This window comes from Streptomyces sp. URMC 126, from assembly GCF_051386555.1.
In the GTDB taxonomy this organism is placed as follows: domain Bacteria; phylum Actinomycetota; class Actinomycetes; order Streptomycetales; family Streptomycetaceae; genus Streptomyces.
Map to the genome: position 1 here is coordinate 1 of NZ_JBPQTX010000133.1, position 17,965 is coordinate 17,965.

General features: G+C 75.2%; 13 protein-coding genes. 3 read left to right on the forward strand and 10 right to left on the reverse strand.

From position 1 onward, the window contains the following. The coding region (locus tag ACSNOK_RS17655; RefSeq protein ID WP_436781654.1) for a hypothetical protein at nt 1-201 on the forward strand (201 nt) is incomplete at its 5' end. 176 nt (nt 202-377) lie between these two features. Here the strand turns inward: ACSNOK_RS17655 and ACSNOK_RS17660 are convergent. Together ACSNOK_RS17660 and ahcY are read right to left on the reverse strand one after the other, a co-directional pair. Then, complete coding sequence (locus tag ACSNOK_RS17660) at nt 378-992, reverse strand: hypothetical protein (RefSeq protein WP_436781655.1); 615 nt, start codon at nt 990-992, stop codon at nt 378-380. 144 nt (nt 993-1,136) lie between these two features. Continuing rightward, nucleotides 1,137-2,594, reverse strand: a complete 1,458-nt coding sequence (ahcY, locus tag ACSNOK_RS17665; protein ID WP_436781656.1) for an adenosylhomocysteinase — start codon at nt 2,592-2,594, stop codon at nt 1,137-1,139. Between the two features lie 655 nt (nt 2,595-3,249). Between ahcY and ACSNOK_RS17670 the strand changes: the two genes are divergently transcribed. Then, on the forward strand, nt 3,250-5,172 hold the full coding sequence (locus ACSNOK_RS17670) for a fructose-specific PTS transporter subunit EIIC (RefSeq protein WP_436781657.1): 1,923 nt from the start codon (nt 3,250-3,252) through the stop codon (nt 5,170-5,172). A 368-nt stretch (nt 5,173-5,540) separates the two neighbouring features. Here the strand turns inward: ACSNOK_RS17670 and ACSNOK_RS17675 are convergent, their stop codons facing one another. The 6 genes from ACSNOK_RS17675 to ACSNOK_RS17700 form a co-directional block, all read right to left on the reverse strand. Further along, nucleotides 5,541-6,506, reverse strand: a complete 966-nt coding sequence (locus ACSNOK_RS17675) for a cation diffusion facilitator family transporter (protein WP_436781658.1) — start codon at nt 6,504-6,506, stop codon at nt 5,541-5,543. Nucleotides 6,507-6,621: 115 nt separating this feature from the next. After that, the gene (manA, locus tag ACSNOK_RS17680; protein WP_436781659.1) at nt 6,622-7,818 is read right to left on the reverse strand and encodes a mannose-6-phosphate isomerase, class I; all 1,197 of its coding nucleotides are present in this window, start codon (nt 7,816-7,818) and stop codon (nt 6,622-6,624) included. Nucleotides 7,819-7,966: 148 nt separating this feature from the next. Further along, nucleotides 7,967-9,136, reverse strand: a complete 1,170-nt coding sequence (locus tag ACSNOK_RS17685) for an SIS domain-containing protein (RefSeq protein WP_436781660.1) — start codon at nt 9,134-9,136, stop codon at nt 7,967-7,969. 54 nt (nt 9,137-9,190) lie between these two features. Further along, nucleotides 9,191-9,379, reverse strand: coding sequence for a Trm112 family protein (locus tag ACSNOK_RS17690; protein ID WP_436781661.1), 189 nt, complete (start codon nt 9,377-9,379; stop codon nt 9,191-9,193). 145 nt (nt 9,380-9,524) lie between these two features. Then, nucleotides 9,525-10,883 (reverse strand): phosphomannomutase/phosphoglucomutase, encoded by a 1,359-nt coding sequence (locus ACSNOK_RS17695; RefSeq protein WP_436781662.1) that lies wholly within the window; start codon nt 10,881-10,883, stop codon nt 9,525-9,527. 331 nt (nt 10,884-11,214) lie between these two features. After that, the gene (locus ACSNOK_RS17700; protein ID WP_436781663.1) at nt 11,215-11,676 is read right to left on the reverse strand and encodes a DUF3499 domain-containing protein; all 462 of its coding nucleotides are present in this window, start codon (nt 11,674-11,676) and stop codon (nt 11,215-11,217) included. A 274-nt stretch (nt 11,677-11,950) separates the two neighbouring features. Between ACSNOK_RS17700 and ACSNOK_RS17705 the strand changes: the two genes are divergently transcribed. Beyond that, nucleotides 11,951-12,448 carry a metallopeptidase family protein gene (locus ACSNOK_RS17705; protein WP_436781665.1) on the forward strand — a complete coding sequence of 166 codons (498 nt, stop codon included), beginning with the start codon at nt 11,951-11,953 and terminating at the stop codon, nt 12,446-12,448. Between the two features lie 70 nt (nt 12,449-12,518). Here ACSNOK_RS17705 and ACSNOK_RS17710 read toward each other — a convergent pair whose 3' ends face one another. Both ACSNOK_RS17710 and ACSNOK_RS17715 read right to left on the reverse strand, forming a co-directional pair. Then, nucleotides 12,519-14,120, reverse strand: a complete 1,602-nt coding sequence (locus ACSNOK_RS17710; protein WP_436781666.1) for a DUF5719 family protein — start codon at nt 14,118-14,120, stop codon at nt 12,519-12,521. A gap of 101 nt (nt 14,121-14,221) precedes the next feature. Continuing rightward, nucleotides 14,222-17,965 (reverse strand): glycosyltransferase family 2 protein (locus ACSNOK_RS17715; protein ID WP_436781664.1); only part of this gene is annotated, 3,744 nt, incomplete at its 5' end.

Sequence of the window (17,965 nt, forward strand, 5' to 3'; positions counted from 1 at the left end):
CTCTCTCGGGCTTTCCTCCGGGCGCTTCCCTTCGGTGTTTCCAACCTTACCAGATCCGTTTTCCGTTCCGTTTCCGGTTCGGATTCCGTTTCCGGCCCCCTGTTGGAGCGGGGTTTCGCCTTCTCGCTTTCGCTTTCCGGCGATTCCGACTTTATCAGATTTTCAGCGGGCCGATTTACTCGGCTTTTCGCTTCCTTCTGAGGGAGTCGAAGAGCTTCGCGATCAAGTGAGCGGCGCTCACGACTCTCGAAGCGATGTAGATACTAACCGTTGGTGACGAGCCAGTCCAGCCGTCCCAACCGTTCGAATCTACCTCCCCCACCCACCCGTGTCAACAGGTTTGTGGGGCAGAAGGAAACCCTACCAGCCCCCAGACGTCAGTCGAACACCGACGGCGGGCTCTCCAGCTCCTCCAGCTCGATGCCCGGGGCGGACAGGACGACGTCTCCGGCCAGATGGACCGTGTGCCGCTCTCCCGTGTCGAGGGCGCTGACCTGGTACTCGTCCACTTCCAGGATCCCGTTGTCAGTGGTGTGTGGTGTCCTGTCGACCAGGGACCACGACTGGTCGACGGTGAGGGGGGCGAGTACGGGGGCCGTGAAGCAGACCAGGCGGACGCGGGTCGACGGGCCGCCGGGGGTCAGGCGGAGCAGGCGGGCGAGGGCCACGTAAAAGGCGGGGGAAGCGCCGGTGAAGGCGTGGGCCCGGACGTTGCCTTCCGTCGCGTGCTCGCCGGAGGGGTCGGTGCGGACCCAGGTGACCCCGTCCAGCGCCGCCGCCCGCACCTGCCAGTCGGCGGAGCGGAGCTGAAGGCGGATGGGTCGGCCCAGCGCGTCGATGGCCAGGTCGGCCGAGCCGGCCGGGGCGCCGGACGCGTAGGTGGTCGTGGAGACGTAGCGCCAGCCGGAGGGCCCGGTCGCGCACTGGAAGCGTTCGTCACCGAGGGGGGTGTGGTCGTGCGGATCGTGGAGCGAGTAGCGGCCGCGGGGCATGGAGGGGTCCTTGACACGAACGGGCCAGGCCCCCGCCGCGAGGGCAGGGGCCTGGCCGGCCGGCTGGTGTGCCGGCTGCTGACGCTGCTGGGGCTGCTCCCGGCGCGGAGGCGGTCGACAGGACCGCCGACCCCGGGGGAGCCGTCAGTAACGGTAGTGGTCGGGCTTGTACGGGCCCTCGACCTTGACGCCGATGTACGCCGCCTGCTCCGGGCGGAGCGTCGTCAGCTTCACGCCGAGCGCGTCGAGGTGGAGCCGGGCCACCTTCTCGTCCAGGTGCTTGGGCAGCACGTAGACGTCCGTCGGGTACGACTCCGGCTTGGTGAAGAGCTCGATCTGCGCCAGGGTCTGGTCGGCGAACGAGTTCGACATCACGAACGACGGGTGGCCGGTCGCGTTGCCCAGGTTCAGCAGGCGGCCCTCGGACAGCACGATGATGACCTTGCCGTCGGGGAAGGTCCAGGTGTGGACCTGCGGCTTGACCTCGTCCTTGACGATGCCGGGGATCTTCGCGAGACCGGCCATGTCGATCTCGTTGTCGAAGTGGCCGATGTTCCCGACGATGGCCTGGTGCTTCATCTTGGCCATGTCCGAGGCCATGATGATGTCCTTGTTGCCGGTCGTGGTGATGAAGATGTCGGCGGTCTCCACGACGTCGTCCAGCGTGGTGACCTGGTAGCCGTCCATCGCGGCCTGGAGCGCGCAGATCGGGTCGATCTCGGTGACGATCACCCGGGCGCCCTGGCCGCGCAGCGACTCCGCGCAGCCCTTGCCGACGTCGCCGTAGCCGCAGACGACCGCGACCTTTCCGCCGATGAGGACGTCGGTGGCGCGGTTGATGCCGTCGACGAGCGAGTGGCGGCAGCCGTACTTGTTGTCGAACTTCGACTTGGTCACGGCGTCGTTCACGTTGATCGCCGGGAAGAGCAGCGTGCCCGCCGCCTGCATCTCGTAGAGGCGGTGGACGCCGGTGGTGGTCTCCTCGGTGACACCGCGGATCTCCGACGCCAGCTGGGTCCACTTCTGGGGGTTCTCCGCCAGCGTGCGGTTCAGCAGCGTGAGGATCTGGGCGTACTCCTCGCTGTCCGCCGTCGACGGGTCCGGGGCCGCGCCGGCCTTCTCGAACTCGACGCCCTTGTGGACGAGCAGGGTGGCGTCACCACCGTCGTCGAGGATCATGTTCGGACCGCCGGTGGGAGCGTCCGGCCAGGTCAGGGCCTGCTCCGTGCACCACCAGTACTCCTCCAGCGTCTCGCCCTTCCAGGCGAAGACGGGCACGCCCTGGGGGTTGTCCGGCGTACCGTTCGGACCCACCGCGATGGCCGCGGCGGCGTGGTCCTGGGTGGAGAAGATGTTGCAGGACGCCCAGCGCACCCGCGCGCCCAGCGCCACCAGGGTCTCGATCAGCACCGCCGTCTGCACGGTCATGTGCAGCGAGCCGGTGATACGGGCGCCCGCCAGCGGCTGCGCCTCCGCGTACTCCTTGCGGATCGCCATCAGACCGGGCATCTCGTGCTCGGCGAGGGTGATCTCCTTACGGCCGAATGCCGCCAGGGAAAGGTCCGCGACCTTGAAGTCCTGGCCGGTGGAGGTGGTGGTCATACGGGCTGCTCCTCCTGAAGGGCGAGCGAGGGTTCGGGTACGGCCGTGCGACGGACAGATCGTCGTGCGTGTCGGTCCCCTTCGACACCCGCACGTCACACCTGGCCGCAGCGCAGTCCGTCGGAGGTCCTCTCTCCCTCGGCCGGCCCGTCGTGCGAACCGCCCGACCGCCATCAGCAGCGACGTCTGGCACCGCGTCCGAATCTACACCGGACGGCCCCCTGATCCCCAGCCCCTCCTTGGGATCCGTGGCCGCCGCCAGGGGACCGGGGGCGGGTCGCCGGGCGTCATGCGACGTCGTGGGAGGTTCCGTAGCCCGCCGGGACTCCGCCGAGCGCGCCGAACGCGCCTCGCCTCCCCGGAATCCGCCGCCCGCCTGTGAAGGATGCGATGCGACGGCTGCGGTACGCGATCGGGCGCGGGAGGCGAGCGCGCGGGTACCGCCGGGAACGCGCGCGGCCGGGAACTGCCGGGAAGCTGCTGGGAAGGAGGCCCCGTGACCGGTCCGGCCGATCCCTTCGCGGGGGCGACGGGGTGCCGTGGCGGCGGTGAGCCGTCCGGTGCGGGCGAAGCCGACGCAGGAGACGGAGGCGATGGAGGCAGCGGAGGAGGCGGAGAAGGGGGAAGCGGGGCCCGGGCGCTCCGGCTGGTCGCCGTGACCGCCTGCCCTACGGGCATCGCCCACACCTATATGGCGGCCGAGAAGCTGGTCCAGGCCGCCGAGGCGCTCGGACACCGCCTCCGCGTGGAGACGCAGGGCTCCATCGGCGCCGAGAACGTGCTGACCACCGACGAGATCACGGCGGCCGACGGAGTGATCGTCGCGGCCGACAAGAACGTCGACCTGGGCCGGTTCGAGGGGAAGCGGGTGCTCGTCACCGGGGTGGCCGAGGGGATCCGTCATCCGGAGTTGCTGATCCGGCGGGTGGAGAAGGCGCCCGTCCACCGTCCGGCCGGCGGGGCGCGGGAGCCCAGGCGGGGCGGCGGCCCTCCGGGGGCTCCGTTCTTCGGCCGCGCGGCCGGGACCGTCGGGTACCGGGCGCTGATGAACGGCGTCTCCCACATGATCCCGTTCGTCGTCACCGGGGGGCTGTTGATCGCCGTCTCGCTCGCGCTGGGCGGGCGGGCCGGGCCGCACGGGCTGGTGGTCCCCGCCGGGTCGTTCTGGGAGCACGTGCACCGGATCGGCGAGATCGGGTTCGCGCTGATGCTGCCCGTGCTCTCCGGATACATCGCCTGCGCGCTCGCCGACCGGGCGGCGCTGGTGCCGGGCATGGCCGGCGGGTGGCTGGCGAACGACGGCGCGCTCTACGGCTCCCGTTCGGGTGCCGGGTTCCTGGGCGCGATCGTCACCGGGTTCCTGGCCGGGTGGCTGGTGCTCGCGATCCGGCGGCTGCCGGTGCGGCGTTTCGTCCGGCCGGTGATGCCGATCATCGTCATCCCGGTGCTGGCCACGTCCGTCCTCGGCCTGTTCTTCGTCTACGCGCTCGGCCGGCCGATCTCATGGGTCTTCGACCACCTCACCGAGGGGCTCGCCGGGCTGAGCGGCGCGGGAGCGGCGGTGCTGGGGGTACTGCTGGGGCTGATGATCACGTTTGACATGGGCGGGCCGGTCAACAAGACGGCCTTCCTCTTCGGGGCCGGGCTGATCTCCCACAGCCCGGAGGTGATGGGGGTGTGCGCCGCCGCCATCCCCGTACCGCCCTTGGGGCAGGGGCTGGCGACGCTGTTGCGGCGGGCCCTGTTCCGTGCGCAGGAGCGCGAGGCGGGGCTGGCGGCGCTGGTCATGGGCTTCTTCGGGATCACCGAGGGGGCGATCCCGTTCGCCGCCGCGCGGCCCGCGCGGGTGATCCCGGCGAACATGCTGGGCGGCGCGGTGGCCGGCGCCATCGCGGGGATCGCGGCGGTCACCGACGCGGTGCCGCACGGCGGGCCGGTCGTCGCGGTGCTGGGGGCGGTGGGCGGGGTGCCCATGTTCTTCGTCGCCGTCGCGATGGGGGCGGTCGTCACGGCGCTGGCGACGGTGAGTCTGATGGCGGTGGGTGGCGGGACGCCCGCCGCTTCCGTCGCTTCTGCTGCTTCCGTCGCTTCTGCTTCGGCTGCTTCGGCCAGGGTCGCCGCGGGGGAAGCGCTGGGCGGGCGGCTGTCCGCGCGGAGCGTCCGCCTCCGGCTCGTCGCGCGCCGCAAGGAGGAGGCCGTCCGGGAGCTGGCGAAACTGCTCGCCGCGAGTGGCGCGGTGCCGGACGGCGAGGCCTTGACGGCCGCCCTGCTGGCCCGGGAGGCGCAGGGTTCCACGGGGGCCGGTGAGGGCGTCGCGTTCCCCCATGCCCGGACCGACGCCGTCGCGGCTCCCGTGGTCGCCTTCGCGCGTTCGTCCGAGGGTGTCGAGTGGGGCGCGGCGGACGGTGTTCCCGCGCGGTTGCTGTTCGCCGTCGCCGTGCCGGAGGGGGCGGACGACGAGCACCTGCGGATTCTGGCGGTACTGGCCCGGAAGCTGATGGATCCGGGGTTTCGCACGGATCTGCTGGACGCGCCCGACGTCGCGGCGGTCCTGCGGGTCCTGGGGTCGCTGCGGTGAGCCTCCGGGCGGCGGCCGGTCGGGGCCGACGCGTCGGGGCGCGGGCGGACACGGGAGGGACGTACGGGCGGGCGCGGGCGGTACGTCCGGTCCGGCCGCACGCGCACACGGCGGGCGGTACGGCAAGGCACTGGCGGCGGTCGGCGCCGCCGTGGCCCTGGCGGTGGGCGCCGTCGCCCCCGCCACCGCCAGTATCCCGGGCCCGCCGGCAGGGGCGCCACGGCACCCGGCCGATTCCGCCGCGAGCCCGCCCGCCGGCCGGCCCAAGCGGTCGGCCCCCGGTCCCACTCCCAGGCATCGCGCCTGCGCAGCGCGCGGCGTTCACACGCCGGACGGGCCGAGGGGTGCGCCCTGGCGCACCACTCGGTTCAGTGCCCCGGCCCTCCCGGCGTCGCCGTCGGGTCCGGGCCCGCCGCCGCCGCGGTCTCGCTGTAGACGTCGGGTTCGAGGTAGATGACGCGGGCGATGGGGACGGCGGCGCGGATGCGGGTTTCGGCGGCGTCGATGGCGCGGGCCACGTCGGCGGCGGTGTCGTCGTGGCGTACGGCGATCTTCGCGGCGACGAGGAGTTCCTCGGGGCCGAGGTGGAGGGTGCGCATGTGGATGACGCCCGTCACGGTCGCGCCGTCGACGGCGGCCTCGCGGATGCGGGCGACCTGCTCGGGTCCGGCGGCCTCGCCGAGGAGCAGGGACTTGGTCTCGGCGGCCAGGACGAGGGCGATGAGGACGAGGAGGGCGCCGATGCAGAGGGTGCCGATGCCGTCCCAGACGCCGTCGCCGGTGGCGACGGTGAGGCCGACGCCGCAGAGCGCGAGGACGAGACCGACGAGGGCGCCGAAGTCCTCCAGCAGGACGACGGGCAGTTCGGGGGCCTTGGCCGTGCGGACGAACTGTTTCCAGGACTGGCGGCCGCGCAGTTCGTTCGACTCGGCGACCGCCGTGCGGAAGGAGAAGCCCTCGGCGATGACGGCGAACACGAGCACGCCCACCGGCCAGTACCAGTTGTCGAGCTCGTGCGGGTTCTTGATCTTCTCGTAGCCCTCGTAGAGGGCGAAGACGCCGCCGATGGTGAAGAGGACGATGGCGACGAGGAACCCGTAGACGTACCGCTCGCGGCCGTAGCCGAAGGGGTGTTCCTCGCTCGCCGCCTTCTTCGCCTTCTTCCCGCCGATCAGCAGCAGCGCCTGGTTGCCGGAGTCGGCGACCGAGTGGACGCCTTCCGCGAGCATCGACGACGAGCCGCTGAACGCGAAGGCGACGAACTTCGCCACGGCGATGGCCAGGTTGGCCCCCAGCGCGGCGACGATGGCCTTCGTTCCGCCTTGAGCACTCATACGTTCGGGGTGTCCCTTCCGCCACGGGCCCACCGCGGATCCACCGCGATGGTCTTTGCTGATTCTTTGCCGCTTTCGGCGGGCCATTGTGTCAGCAGCCGCGGCCGCCCCGGCTTCACAGCGCGACGGTGGCGCGGAACAGCGTGCACTCCCCCCGCAGCTCCACGCGCTCCCCCGCCGGGACGAACACCGACTCGCCCCGGGCCAGCTCCACTTCGCCCTCGTCGCCGACGAGGCGAGCGGTACCGGCGGTGCACAGCAGGATCTGCGGGGCGGGCGCGTCCAGGCGGGCGGGCGGCGCGTCGGTGGCCCGTACGCGCCGGGAGAGGCGGAACTCGTCGACGGGCGCGTCGTACACCTCCTCCTCGTCCGGCCCGGCCTCCGGCCGGAGCACCGCGGGGACGGTGGGCTCGAAGCGGACGACCCGCAGCAGTTCGGGAACGTCGACGTGCTTGGGGGTCAGCCCGCACCGCAGCACGTTGTCGGAGCCGGCCATGATTTCGACGCCGAGTCCGTCCAGGTAGGCGTGCGGTACGCCGGCGCCGAGGTGCAGGGCCTCGCCGGGCTGGAGGCGGACGTGGTTCAGGAGCATCGCCGCGAGGACGCCGGGGTCGCCGGGGTAGTGCCGGGCGACGGAGGCGTAGGCGGCGCAGTCGTCCCGGTACGGGCCGTCCTCGCCGGCGAGCCGGCCCGCCGCGGCGGCGGCCTGGGCGACGGTCTCCGCCATCGCCGTGCGGTCGGCGGTCAGGACGGCGGTCAGGACCTCGCGGAGCGCGTCGGACGCGGGCTGGGCGCGCAGCAGGTCGACGTACGGTTTGAGCGCGTCGACGCCCAGGGCCTCGAACAGGTCCGCCGTCCGCACCGGGTCGCGGAAGCCGCACAGGCCGTCGAACGGCGTGAGGGCGCAGAGGAGTTCGGGCTTGTGGTGCGGGTCCTTGTACGTACGGTGCGGCGCGTCGAGGGGGATGCCGCGGGCCTCCTCGGCGGCGAAGCCGGCCTCCGCCCGCGCGCGGTCGGGGTGCACCTGGAGGGAGAGCGGGGCGGCGGCGGCCAGCAGCTTGAGCAGGAACGGGAGCCGGGGGCCGAAAGCGCGGACGGCCGGGGCGCCGAGCTCGCGCTCGGGGTCGGCGGCGATGACCTCGGTGAGCGGCCGGGGCCCGTCGCCCCGGTCGACGCGGGAGGGCGCGCCGGGGTGGGCGCCCATCCAGAGCTCGGCCTGGGGCTCACCGGTCACCGGGGTGCCGAGGAGGCCGGGGATCGCGGTGGTGGAGCCCCAGGCGTAGGGGCGCACGGTGTTGGCGAGGCGGTCCATGGGGCGGTTCCTGACTTGTGCGGACGGGTCCGGCGCGGTGGGGAGGGGGCCGGCCCGGTGTGGACGGGGCCGGCGCGGCGTCTGGGGACCGGGCGGTGCGTACGGGCGGGGGCGCCCGGCGCGGTCGCCGGCCGGCTCGCCGACGGGCTTAGGGGGTACCGGCCAGGGCCAGGTAGACGGCGGCGAAGTCGGTGACGGCCAGCAGCTCCGCGGCGGTCTCCAGGGGGCTCGCGTCCTCGGCGGCCTCCAGCTCGCTGACCGGGGTGTCCCGGTGCAAGGCCAGGTCGCGGGCGCCGGGGACGGCCGAGGTGATGTCGGGGGCGCGCTCGCGCAGCAGGACGACCCGGGCGTGCAGGGCCTCCGGTTCGTCGACGCGGTCGCGGAAGAAGTCGTCGGGATCGGCCCCGGCGGCGAGGGAGCCGGAGAGCAGGGCGCTGTGCGCGGTGAGCGCCTCGGGCAGTTCGGCGGCGAGCGCCGGACGGCCGGCCAGCGCGGCGAGGACGGTCGCGAAGCGGCGGCCGGCGGCGGCCGCGAGCTCGCCCTCGGTCCAGACGAGCGGGAGGGTGTCGGCCAGTTCGGCGGCGAGCGTCTTGGCCGGGTTGCCGTAGGTGGCGGTGGCCGGGCCGCAGCGTTCGGCGAGCCGGTCGAGCCGGTCGGCGAGCGCGTCGAGAGCCGACTGCGGGGCCTCGAACAGGCCGATGCGGTCGCCGAGCGAGAGCAGCGGGGTGAGCAGGGACCAGAGCGTGCCGGGCCCGGTCGGCAGGACGTTCTCGCCGTTCTCCGGCCGCTCGGGGGCGTCGTCGCCGGCCATCGTCGTCTCGTACGGGGTGCTGGTCAGCGGGATGGCCAGACCGCGGACCTGGGCGGTGGCGTCGGCGAGCGGGGTGCCGGCCGGGGTGACGCAGACGACGGAGCAGCCGCGCCGGTACGCCTGCTCCAGCAGCAGGGCGAGGCCGGGCTCGGTGCCGTCGGGGCTGACGACGAGGATCAGGTCGACCGGGCCGGTCCAGCCGGGGAGCGTCCAGCGCAGGGCGCCGGGCGCGGGGGCGACGCCGGTGGGGCGGAGGTGGGCGACGGGGCAGCCGCCGCCGGCGAGCGCGGCCAGCAGATCGGCCGTGGAGCCGGCGGCCGGTCCCGGCCCGGCGACCAGGACGGCGCGCGGGCGGCCGTCGGGGCGCAGGCTTCCGACGCCCGCCTCGGCGGCGTTGCGGGCTGCCGTCCGGACCCGGGCGCCGGACTCGGCGGCGCCGCGCAGCAGGCCGTGGACGTCGGCGCGGGCGAGGGCGTCGGGGTCATCGAGGAGAGACTCGTCGAACACCGTTGATCAGCTCCGATCGCCGTGGTGTGCGGGGTGCCGGCCGGGCGGCGCGGCTCAGTGGGGGCGCCGGGCCTCGTCCACCAGGAGGACGGGGATGCCGTCGCGGACGGGGTACGCCAGGGCGCAGCTCTCGCTCTCGCACACCAGCTCGGCGGTCTCGCCGGAGCCGTCCGCTTCCTGCCGCAGGGGCGCGTGGCACGCCGGGCAGGCGAGGATCTCCAGGAGGCCGGCTTCGAGCGGCATGGGGGTTCCCTTCGGGAGGTGTGCGTCGGGTGTGCGTCTCTGTGCGGTCAGGGTACCGCCGGACGTCACGCGTGGTGACGTCCGGCGGGCCGGTCCGGGCCGGGCTCGGCACAGGCGACCGGCCGGACCGGACCGGGGGCGCGGCTCAGGCGCGGACGATGGCCAGCACCTCGTCGCGGACGCGGGCGACGGTCTCCGCGTCGCGGGCCTCGACGTTGAGCCGCAGCAGCGGCTCGGTGTTGGAGGCGCGGAGGTTGAACCACCAGTCGGCGGCGGTGACGGTGAGCCCGTCCAGCTCGTCGAGCTCGACGTCGTCCCGGTCCGCGTAGGCGGCCCGGACGGCCGCGGCGCGGCCCGGCTGGTCGGCGACGGTGCTGTTGATCTCGCCGGAGGCGGCGTAGCGGTCGTACTCGCGGACCAGCTCGGAGAGCGGCTTGTCCTGGCCGCCGAGGGCGGCGAGGACGTGCAGCGCGGCGAGCATGCCGGTGTCGGCGTTCCAGAAGTCGCGGAAGTAGTAGTGGGCGGAGTGCTCGCCGCCGAAGATGGCGCCCGTGCGGGCCATCTCCTGCTTGATGAACGAGTGCCCGACCCGGGTGCGGACGGGCTTGCCGCCGTTCTCCTTGACGACCTCGGGCACCGACCAGGAGGTGATCAGGTTGTGGATGACCGTGCCGCCGGGGTGCTTGCCGAGCTCGCGGGCGGCGACCAGGGCGGTGATCGCGGACGGGGAGACGGGGTCGCCGTTCTCGTCGACGACGAAGCAGCGGTCGGCGTCGCCGTCGAAGGCGAGGCCGATGTCGGCGCCGGTCTCGCGCACCTTGGCCTGGAGGTCCACCAGGTTCTTGGGGTCGAGCGGGTTGGCCTCGTGGTTGGGGAAGGTCCCGTCGAGCTCGAAGTAGAGGGCGATCAGGTCGATCGGCAGGCCCTCCAGGACGGTGGGGACCGTGTGGCCGCCCATGCCGTTGCCCGCGTCCACGACGGTCTTCAGCCGGCGGATGCCGCCGAGGTCGACCAGGGAGCGCAGGTGGGCGGCGTAATCGGCGAGGGTGTCGCGCTGCGACAGGGAGCCGGGGGCGGCGACGGGCTCGGGCGCGCCGTTCTCCGACCAGTCCTCCACCAGGGCGCGGATCTCGGCGAGGCCGGTGTCCTGGCCGACGGGGGCGGCGCCGGCGCGGCACATCTTGATGCCGTTGTACCGCGCCGGGTTGTGGCTGGCCGTGAACATGGCGCCGGGCAGGCCGAGATGGCCGCTGGCGAAGTACAGCTGGTCGGTCGAGCAGAGCCCGATCTCGGTGACGTCGGCACCGCGGGCGGCGGCGCCGCGCGCGAACGCCCGGGCCAGGCCCGGCGACGAGGGCCGCATATCGTGCCCGACGACGATCGCGTCGGCCTCCGTCACCTCGGCGAAGGCAGCGCCGAAGAGCTCGGCGAGCGCCTCGTCCCACTGGTCGGGGACCACACCACGCACGTCGTACGCCTTCACGAGCTGCGACAGATCAGCCACGTCTCACCCTCCTGGAGTCCGGTACAGGTCCGGTACAGGTACCCAAACCTACCCGGACCCACCGCCACTTCCGGCCGCGGACGGCCGTCGGGCGGACGAACCGGGGGCAAATCAGGGTGGAACCCCCGCCCGAATCAGGGGTGGATCAGGGCTGGGTCAGGGCCGGCTCAGGGGTGAGGGCCCGCGGGCGGCGGGTAGCGAGTGGATGCGGGCATCCGGCCGACGCCAAGGAGCGGCCGGACAGGCACCGGTGAAGGGGTGGGGCAGTGATGCGGGGAGACGAGGCGGCCGGAAACCGCCGCCGGAGGCCGGGGTTTCAGGGCACGGAGCGTCAGGAGTCCGGCGAGCGCAGAACTCTGAGGTGGCCCCGGCGGGCGACCTCCATCGGGCTGACCTCGCGGCTGCTGGGGCCGACGGGCCCCTTGGCCTGCCCGCCGACGGAGCCGATCGGCCCGCCGCCCGCGGCGCGTTCCTGCGGACGGGCCGCTTCCCGCACGGCGTTGGCCAGCGCTTCGAGGTCGTCACCGCTGGGACGGGCGGGGCCGGTGTCCACGGCGAGCCGGACGACATCCCACCCGCGGGGGGCGGTCAGCCGCTCGGAGTGCTCGGCGCACAGGTCGTAGCAGTGGGGTTCGGCGTAGGTGGCGAGCGGGCCGAGGACGGCGGTCGAATCGGCGTAGACGTACGTCAGCGTCGCGACGGCCGGGCGGCCACACGCGGTGCGCGAACAGCGACGTACAGGGCTCACGAGGTGGGACGGTACCGCACTCTTGAGCGGGCCGCGACGACTCACTCCTGGCTCACCCCTCCGTGTCGTGCCGGAGCGCCCGGTGGACACCGCCCCCGAACCGCCGGGTCGACCTGCGCGGGGGCGGCGTGGAACAGGATGCGCGGCCCTGGAACTCTGTCATCACTCAGCCACCATAGTGTCATTCGGGATGTGATCGGCGGTCTCGCCGTCGGCTTTATCCGATCGCAAGCAACACCGGAACGCTCATCGGGCGACATCCGATGAGATGCGCGGCTACCGCGCGTACACGGCCGACCGGCGGATACCCTTCGAGGTGATGGACAGCCCCGACAGCCCCGTACCGCCCGCGGCCGGTCCGCCCGGCCCCTCCGGTCCCTCCGGCCGACGCCCGCGCCACCGCGACCGGCACGGCCGCGGCATGCGCGGTCCGATCGCCCCGCCGCAGGTCCCGCTGTCGGTGAGCCGTGCCGAGGCGTTCGTCGATCTCGTGCACGACTCGGCGGAGCGGCTGGAGCGTCGCTGGCCGCAACTGGCGTCGGTGGACTTCGTGGTGCGCGAGGTGCCCGTGCCGGGCGAGGACGGCGAGCCGGGCGAGGCGCTGTTCCTCGACGGCGGCTCGGTCCCGCTCGGCCGGTACGTGGCGGCGCGCGGCGACGACCCCGACCGGATCGTCATCTACCGCCGCCCGGTGGAGATCCGCTCCAAGAACCGCGACGACCGGGCGCTGCTGGTGCACGAGGTCGTCGTCGAGCAGGTGGCCGAACTGCTGGGGCTGGCCCCGGAGTCGGTGGATCCGCGCTACGGCCAGGACTGACGGGCGGGGGCGCCGCCGGGTGGGAGGCACCGCCGGGCCGCGTGGGCCGACGCCGCCTCCCGCCCGGCCGTCAGCGCACCACCGTCGTCAGGTCGGACCGCACCGCCGGGACCTCCACCGTGGACCGGTCGTCCGGAACGGGCTGCACGGTGAAGGCCGGGACGCCGTCGTGCGGGAGCGTCAGCGTCCGGGCGGCGTGCACCGGTCCGCCGGAGACGGTCTCCACCGTGAGCGCGTAACCGCTCTTGCCACCGCCCGGAACCGGCGGCTCCACCGTGAGCGTGGTGCCGGACCGGACGGTGTACGTCCGCGTGGCCGGACCGCCGCCGCCGGCCGCCCAGGCCGTCACCTTGACCCGCGCCTCCGCGCCGGGCGCCGCCAGGGACAGCGACGTGCCCTTGGGCCGGTCGTCCGCCACCGTGCCGCGGATGCCGACCGGGCCGGTCGCCGGGAGGAACGCCGTCTCCTGCCGGTCCCCCTTGCCGCGGGTCACCCGCAGCCCGGCCACGGCCTTCCCGCCGTCCTCGGCTGTGAGCAGCAGCGAACCGGCCTCGCCGCGGGCGACGCCGTCCAGCGCGGCCGTCTCCGTGGTGCCGCTCCTGACGTGCAGCGTCTCGTGGCCCGCCGGGGTGATCGACCCGGTGGGCCCGACGAAGCGGACCGTGAGGTCGGCGTCGTCGCCGGGGGCGAAGGCGACGAGCCGCACCGAGGTGGCGTCGGCGGGGATGCCCGGCAGCACGGCGGTGGCGGCCGGTTCGGAGGCGGGCAGCCAGTCGCCGCCCTGCTTCTCGTCGGACGCCCGCACGGCGGCGCCGACCCGGCCGGAACGGGCGGTGACGCGCAGGGTGAGGTTCTCGGCGGGCGTCTCGGTCAGGGTGCTCAGCAGGACGGGCACCGACGAGCGCGGCGGGACGGTGACGCCCTCGCCGGCGGGCGCCGCGACGCGGCCGTCCTTGCCGTGCAGTTCCAGGTCGACGACGGCGGCGGTGCCGGGGTCGGGGTTGGTGAGGTGGACGTAGTCCTGACGGCCCTGGGCCGTGGAGACGCCCGGGAACCAGAACGACGTGTCGGCCGGCCCGCAGGTCAGCCCGTGCAGACCGCGCCCGCTGCCGGCCGCGACGGCCGTGGTCTGCTGCACGGTGTGGCCGGGCGCGAGCGGTCCCTCGGCGGAGCCGACGAGGGCGGGGGCGTCGGAGCGGTCGGTGGTGGCCGTCACAGGGGCGCCGGGGGCCTTGAGGGAGAGGACGGGCCCGGCACCCGGGGAGGTCTTGTCACCGCTCCCCTTCTTCGCCTCGCCCTTCTTCCCGTCCGCTTTCCCGTCCGCTTTCCCGTCCGCCTTCCGGTCCTTGCCGTCCCTGGCCGCCGGCGCCTGACCCTCCGCCGTCGTCACCGGCAGCAGGTCGGCCGATCGCCGTGCGTCCCGGCCGCCGCCGGGGGCGGAGCCGGACCCGCTCGGGGCGCCGGGCGAGAACGCCGTGTACGTCGTCTCCGCCACCTCGGAGGAGGTCGGCGCCGGGCAGACCACGGCCGAGCGCTGGACCGGCACCCGGCCGGCGGCCTTCGGCCCCGGCGCGCTCCCGGCGTCGCCCGCGGGCCCGGTGATCACCGCGACGCCGGTGATCGCCGCCAGCGCCGCGGCCGTCGCGAGCAGGGAGAGGGTGGTACGGCCCAGGGCCGCCGGCGCCCGCTTGCCCCCCGACCGCTCCCGCTTGCTCCCCGGCCGCTCACGCCCCGCCGCCGGCCGTTCCCGCTTCACCGCTGACCGCTCGCGCTTCACCGCTGGTCACTCCCGTCGCGGCGCGGGCCGCGGCCGTCGTCGTACGTCGTGTCGTGGCTCTGTCCTCCGCCGTACCCGTACGGGTCGTGGACGCCGTAGGGGCCGGGGGCGTAGGGGACGTCCTGTCCTGCGGCGTCCTGGTACGCGCCGGGGGCGGGCTGGTGGCCGGTCCCGGGGTATGCGTCGCCGTAACCGCCCGCCGCCCCTTCCGGGTGGGGCGGGGCGTACGCGGAGGAGGACCCGTACGACCCGTAGGCCCCGTAAGTCCCGTAGGGGTCGTACGGGCCGGCGTCCCAGCCGCCGTCCGCCGTCCCCTGGGCGTACTGGGGGGCCGCCACCGCGGCGTACGGATCCGCCACCGCGTACGGGTCCGCCGAGGGCTGCCCGTAGGGGTCGGCCGGCACCGACACCGGAACCGACACCGGCTCGGACGCGGCCGGGCCGCCCTCCGCCGCCGGTGCCTGCCGTCCCTCGGCCGCGGCACGCAGCCGGCGGGCCCGGCGGCCCTCGCCGGCCGGCGCCTGCTCGGGCAGGTCCACGGGCACCGCCGCGGGGACCACCGTGTCGGGCAGGTCGTCGTCGACCTGCCGCCGGCGGCCCGGCAGCGCGAGGACGACCAGGACGACCGCGAGCAGCCCCTGCGTCCACACCCAGGCGGTCCGGGCGAACGGCGTCTCGTAGGAGAGCGCCAGCCGGCCGCCGGAGGGCGGGAGCCGGAAGCCCTGCGCCCAGCCGTCGACGGTGACGCGCGGCAGGGAGCGCCCGTCGAGGGTGGCCCGCCAGCCGGGCGCGGCCCGGTCCGCGAGGCGTAGCACCCGGCCGTCCTTCCCGGCCGGGATGACGGCCCGGGCCCCTACGGGTCCGGAGGGGACGGCCGACGGGCCGGCGCCCTCGGTGACGACGCTGACCCGGGAGACCGGCCGGTCGACCCGCCACAGGGCGGTCCGGCCTTCCTGGCTGAGCCGGGTGAGGCCGGGGGCGGCGTCCAGGCCGGCCCCGAGGTCCTTGGCGCCGCCGTCACGTACGAGGACGAAGCCGACGGCGTAGTCGGCGAGGCGGGCGGCCTGGTCGGCGCCGGAGCCCGCGACGAGGCCGGCGACGACGGAGTCCAGTCGCGCGTCCCGGCCGGGGGCCACCGCGTCGTCGCCCAGCCGGATCCCGGAGCCGCGCACGAGCGCGTAGGAGACGTGGGAGGTGTGTCCCGGTTCCGGGGCGAGGACCAGGGTGCGGGCGCGGTCGCGGGTGGTCGCCGCCTCGGCGACGAACGCCGGCACCTGCACGGGGTCGCGCCGGTCCAGCGGCCCCCCGGCCCCGCCGGCCGCCCAGCCGACGGCGGCGACGAGCGGACCGGCCGCGGCGGCGAGGGCGACGAGCCCGGCGACGGGCTGCCGCCAGCCGAAGCTCCGCGCGGCGACCCGCTCACGGGCCCCCTCGGCGCCGGTCACGGCGGCCGCGGTCAGCGCCAGGCCGTACACGAGCAGGGCGGGTCCGGCCCAGGCCGTGTGGTTGACGAGCGCCGCGCACAGCAGCGCGGCGAGCGCCACCGTCCAGGCGGCGCCCACGGCGGCCCGCCGGTCGGCGCGGAGCAGCGCGCCGAGCGCGGCGAGCAGCACGCCGGCGAACAGCGCCCCGCCCGGCGTCCCGGGGCCGCCCGGGTCCCCGGCGAGCAGCTGCCACGGCATGCTGGTGCCGCCGCCGTACTCCGTCCCCGCTTCGGCGAGGAACCGGCCGGGACCGGTGAACAGCCCGAACGACCAAGGGGCGAGGACGACGAGCGGGGTGGCCGCGACGGCGAGCAGGGCGAGCGCGTGCGGGACGAGCCCGCCGCCCCGGGCACGCAGCGCGAGGACGCCGAGGCCGAGCACCACCGCGAGCGGCCACACCACCGGGGTGAACGCGGTGGCGACGGTCAGGAGGAGGGCGTACGTCCAGACGGCCCGCCACACGGGCCGGGAGCCCGGCGAGCGGAACCCGCCGGCCGCGACGGCGGCCCGGGCCGCGAGCGGCAGCAGCACGGCGAGGACGGCCGTGCCGAGCCGGCCCGCCGCGAGGGCGCCGGTGACGGCGGGCAGGAACGCGTAGGCGACGCTGCCCCACGCGCGCAGCGGCCGGGAGGCGACGAGCGGGCGCGAGGCGAAGTAGGCGGTCAGCCCGGCCAGCGGGACCGAGCAGACGAGCAGGAGGGTGACTGCGAGGTCCGGCGAGCCGAGGAGCAGGGTGGACAGGGCCGCGAGCACCGCGACGTAGGGCGGGGCGCCCGCGGTGCCGCCGGTGCCGACGGCGTGCCAGCCGTCCGCGTACAGCGACCACAGGTCGGACGCCCCCTCCGGCGCGGGCAGCAGGGCGCCGCCGGACAGCGCGCCGGCCCCGTACAGGCCCCGGCAGGCGACGGCCGAGACCAGCAGGAGGACGGTGAAGAGGACGGGCGCGGGCTTGCGGGCGATGCGCCGCAGCCGGGCGAACTGCTCGATCTCCAGGAAGTCCGCCTCGTCGCCGCCGGGCCCGGACTCGACGGCTCCGTGCCGCCCCGCCGACCGCGCCTCGGGGTCGGACCGCCCGCCGAAGAAGGCCGTCAGCTGCTCGAACGCGACCCTGAGGGTGGCGCCCGGCGGGGGGAAGAGGGGCCGCAGCTCCTTGGGGTCGACGGCGGCCGAGCGACGTCTCCGGGCGGCGCGGATCCGGCCGGGGCGCAGCAGCACCCGTCCCAGGCCGGTGAGTTCGTCGAGGGCCTGCCCGGGGACCTTGCCGACGAGGTGCCCGAGCGCGCTCAGCAGGGTGCCGAGGACGACCCGGAGGAGGACGTAGGGCAGGGCGGCGCCCCGGGTGTTGGCGAGGAGCGTGTAGACGGCACCGGCCTTGTCGACGCGGTGCGGGGAGGCCGGCCGGCGGCCCGCGCAGTCGACGGGGCGGCGCTCGCGGGAGGCGGCCTCGGCGTGCCGGAGGACGGCGTCGGGGGCGACGAGGACGCGGTGGCCGGCCGCGTGGGCGCGCCAGCAGAAGTCGACGTCGTCGCGCATCAGGGGCAGCCGGGGGTCGAAGCCGCCGAGCGCCTCCCAGACGTCCCGCCGGACGAGCATGCCCGCGGTGGAGACGGAGAGGACGGACCGCACCTGGTCGTGCTGGCCCTGGTCCTGTTCGCGGCGGTCGAGGCCGGTCCAGCGGCGGCCGCCGCGGGCGACGGTGACGCCCACTTCGAGCAGCTGTCTGCGGTCGTACCAGCTGCGGAGCTTGGGGCCGAGGACGGCGGCGGGCCGGCCGGCGGCGATCTCCTGGTCGGCGACGCGCAGCAGTTCGCGCAGGGCGCCCGGTTCGGGGGCGCAGTCGTCGTGCAGCAGCCACAGCCACTGGACGGGTTCGGCGTCGCGGTCGTGGGCGTCCGGAGACCCGTAGGGGTCGTCGGAGTCGTCGCGCCAGGTGCGGCTGACGGGGTCCCAGCCGCTGGAGCCGGCGAGGTAGGGGAGGTCGTCGGCGGTGGGCGCGGGGGTCGCGCGGACCGCCTCGTCGACGGCGGTGCCGAAACCGGCGCGGCGGGCGAGGTGCAGGACGCGGTCGGCGCCGAGCGCGTCGGCGAGCAGCCGGGCGGAGTCGTCGTCGCTGCCGGTGTCGGCGGCGACGGCCCGCTGGACGGGCCGCTCCTGGCCGAGCAGTCCGCCGAGCGCGTCGGGCAGCCAGCGGGCGCCGTCGTGGGCCACGAGCACGGCGGTGACGACATGGCGGGGGAACGCCGGGGGGTGGGTGAG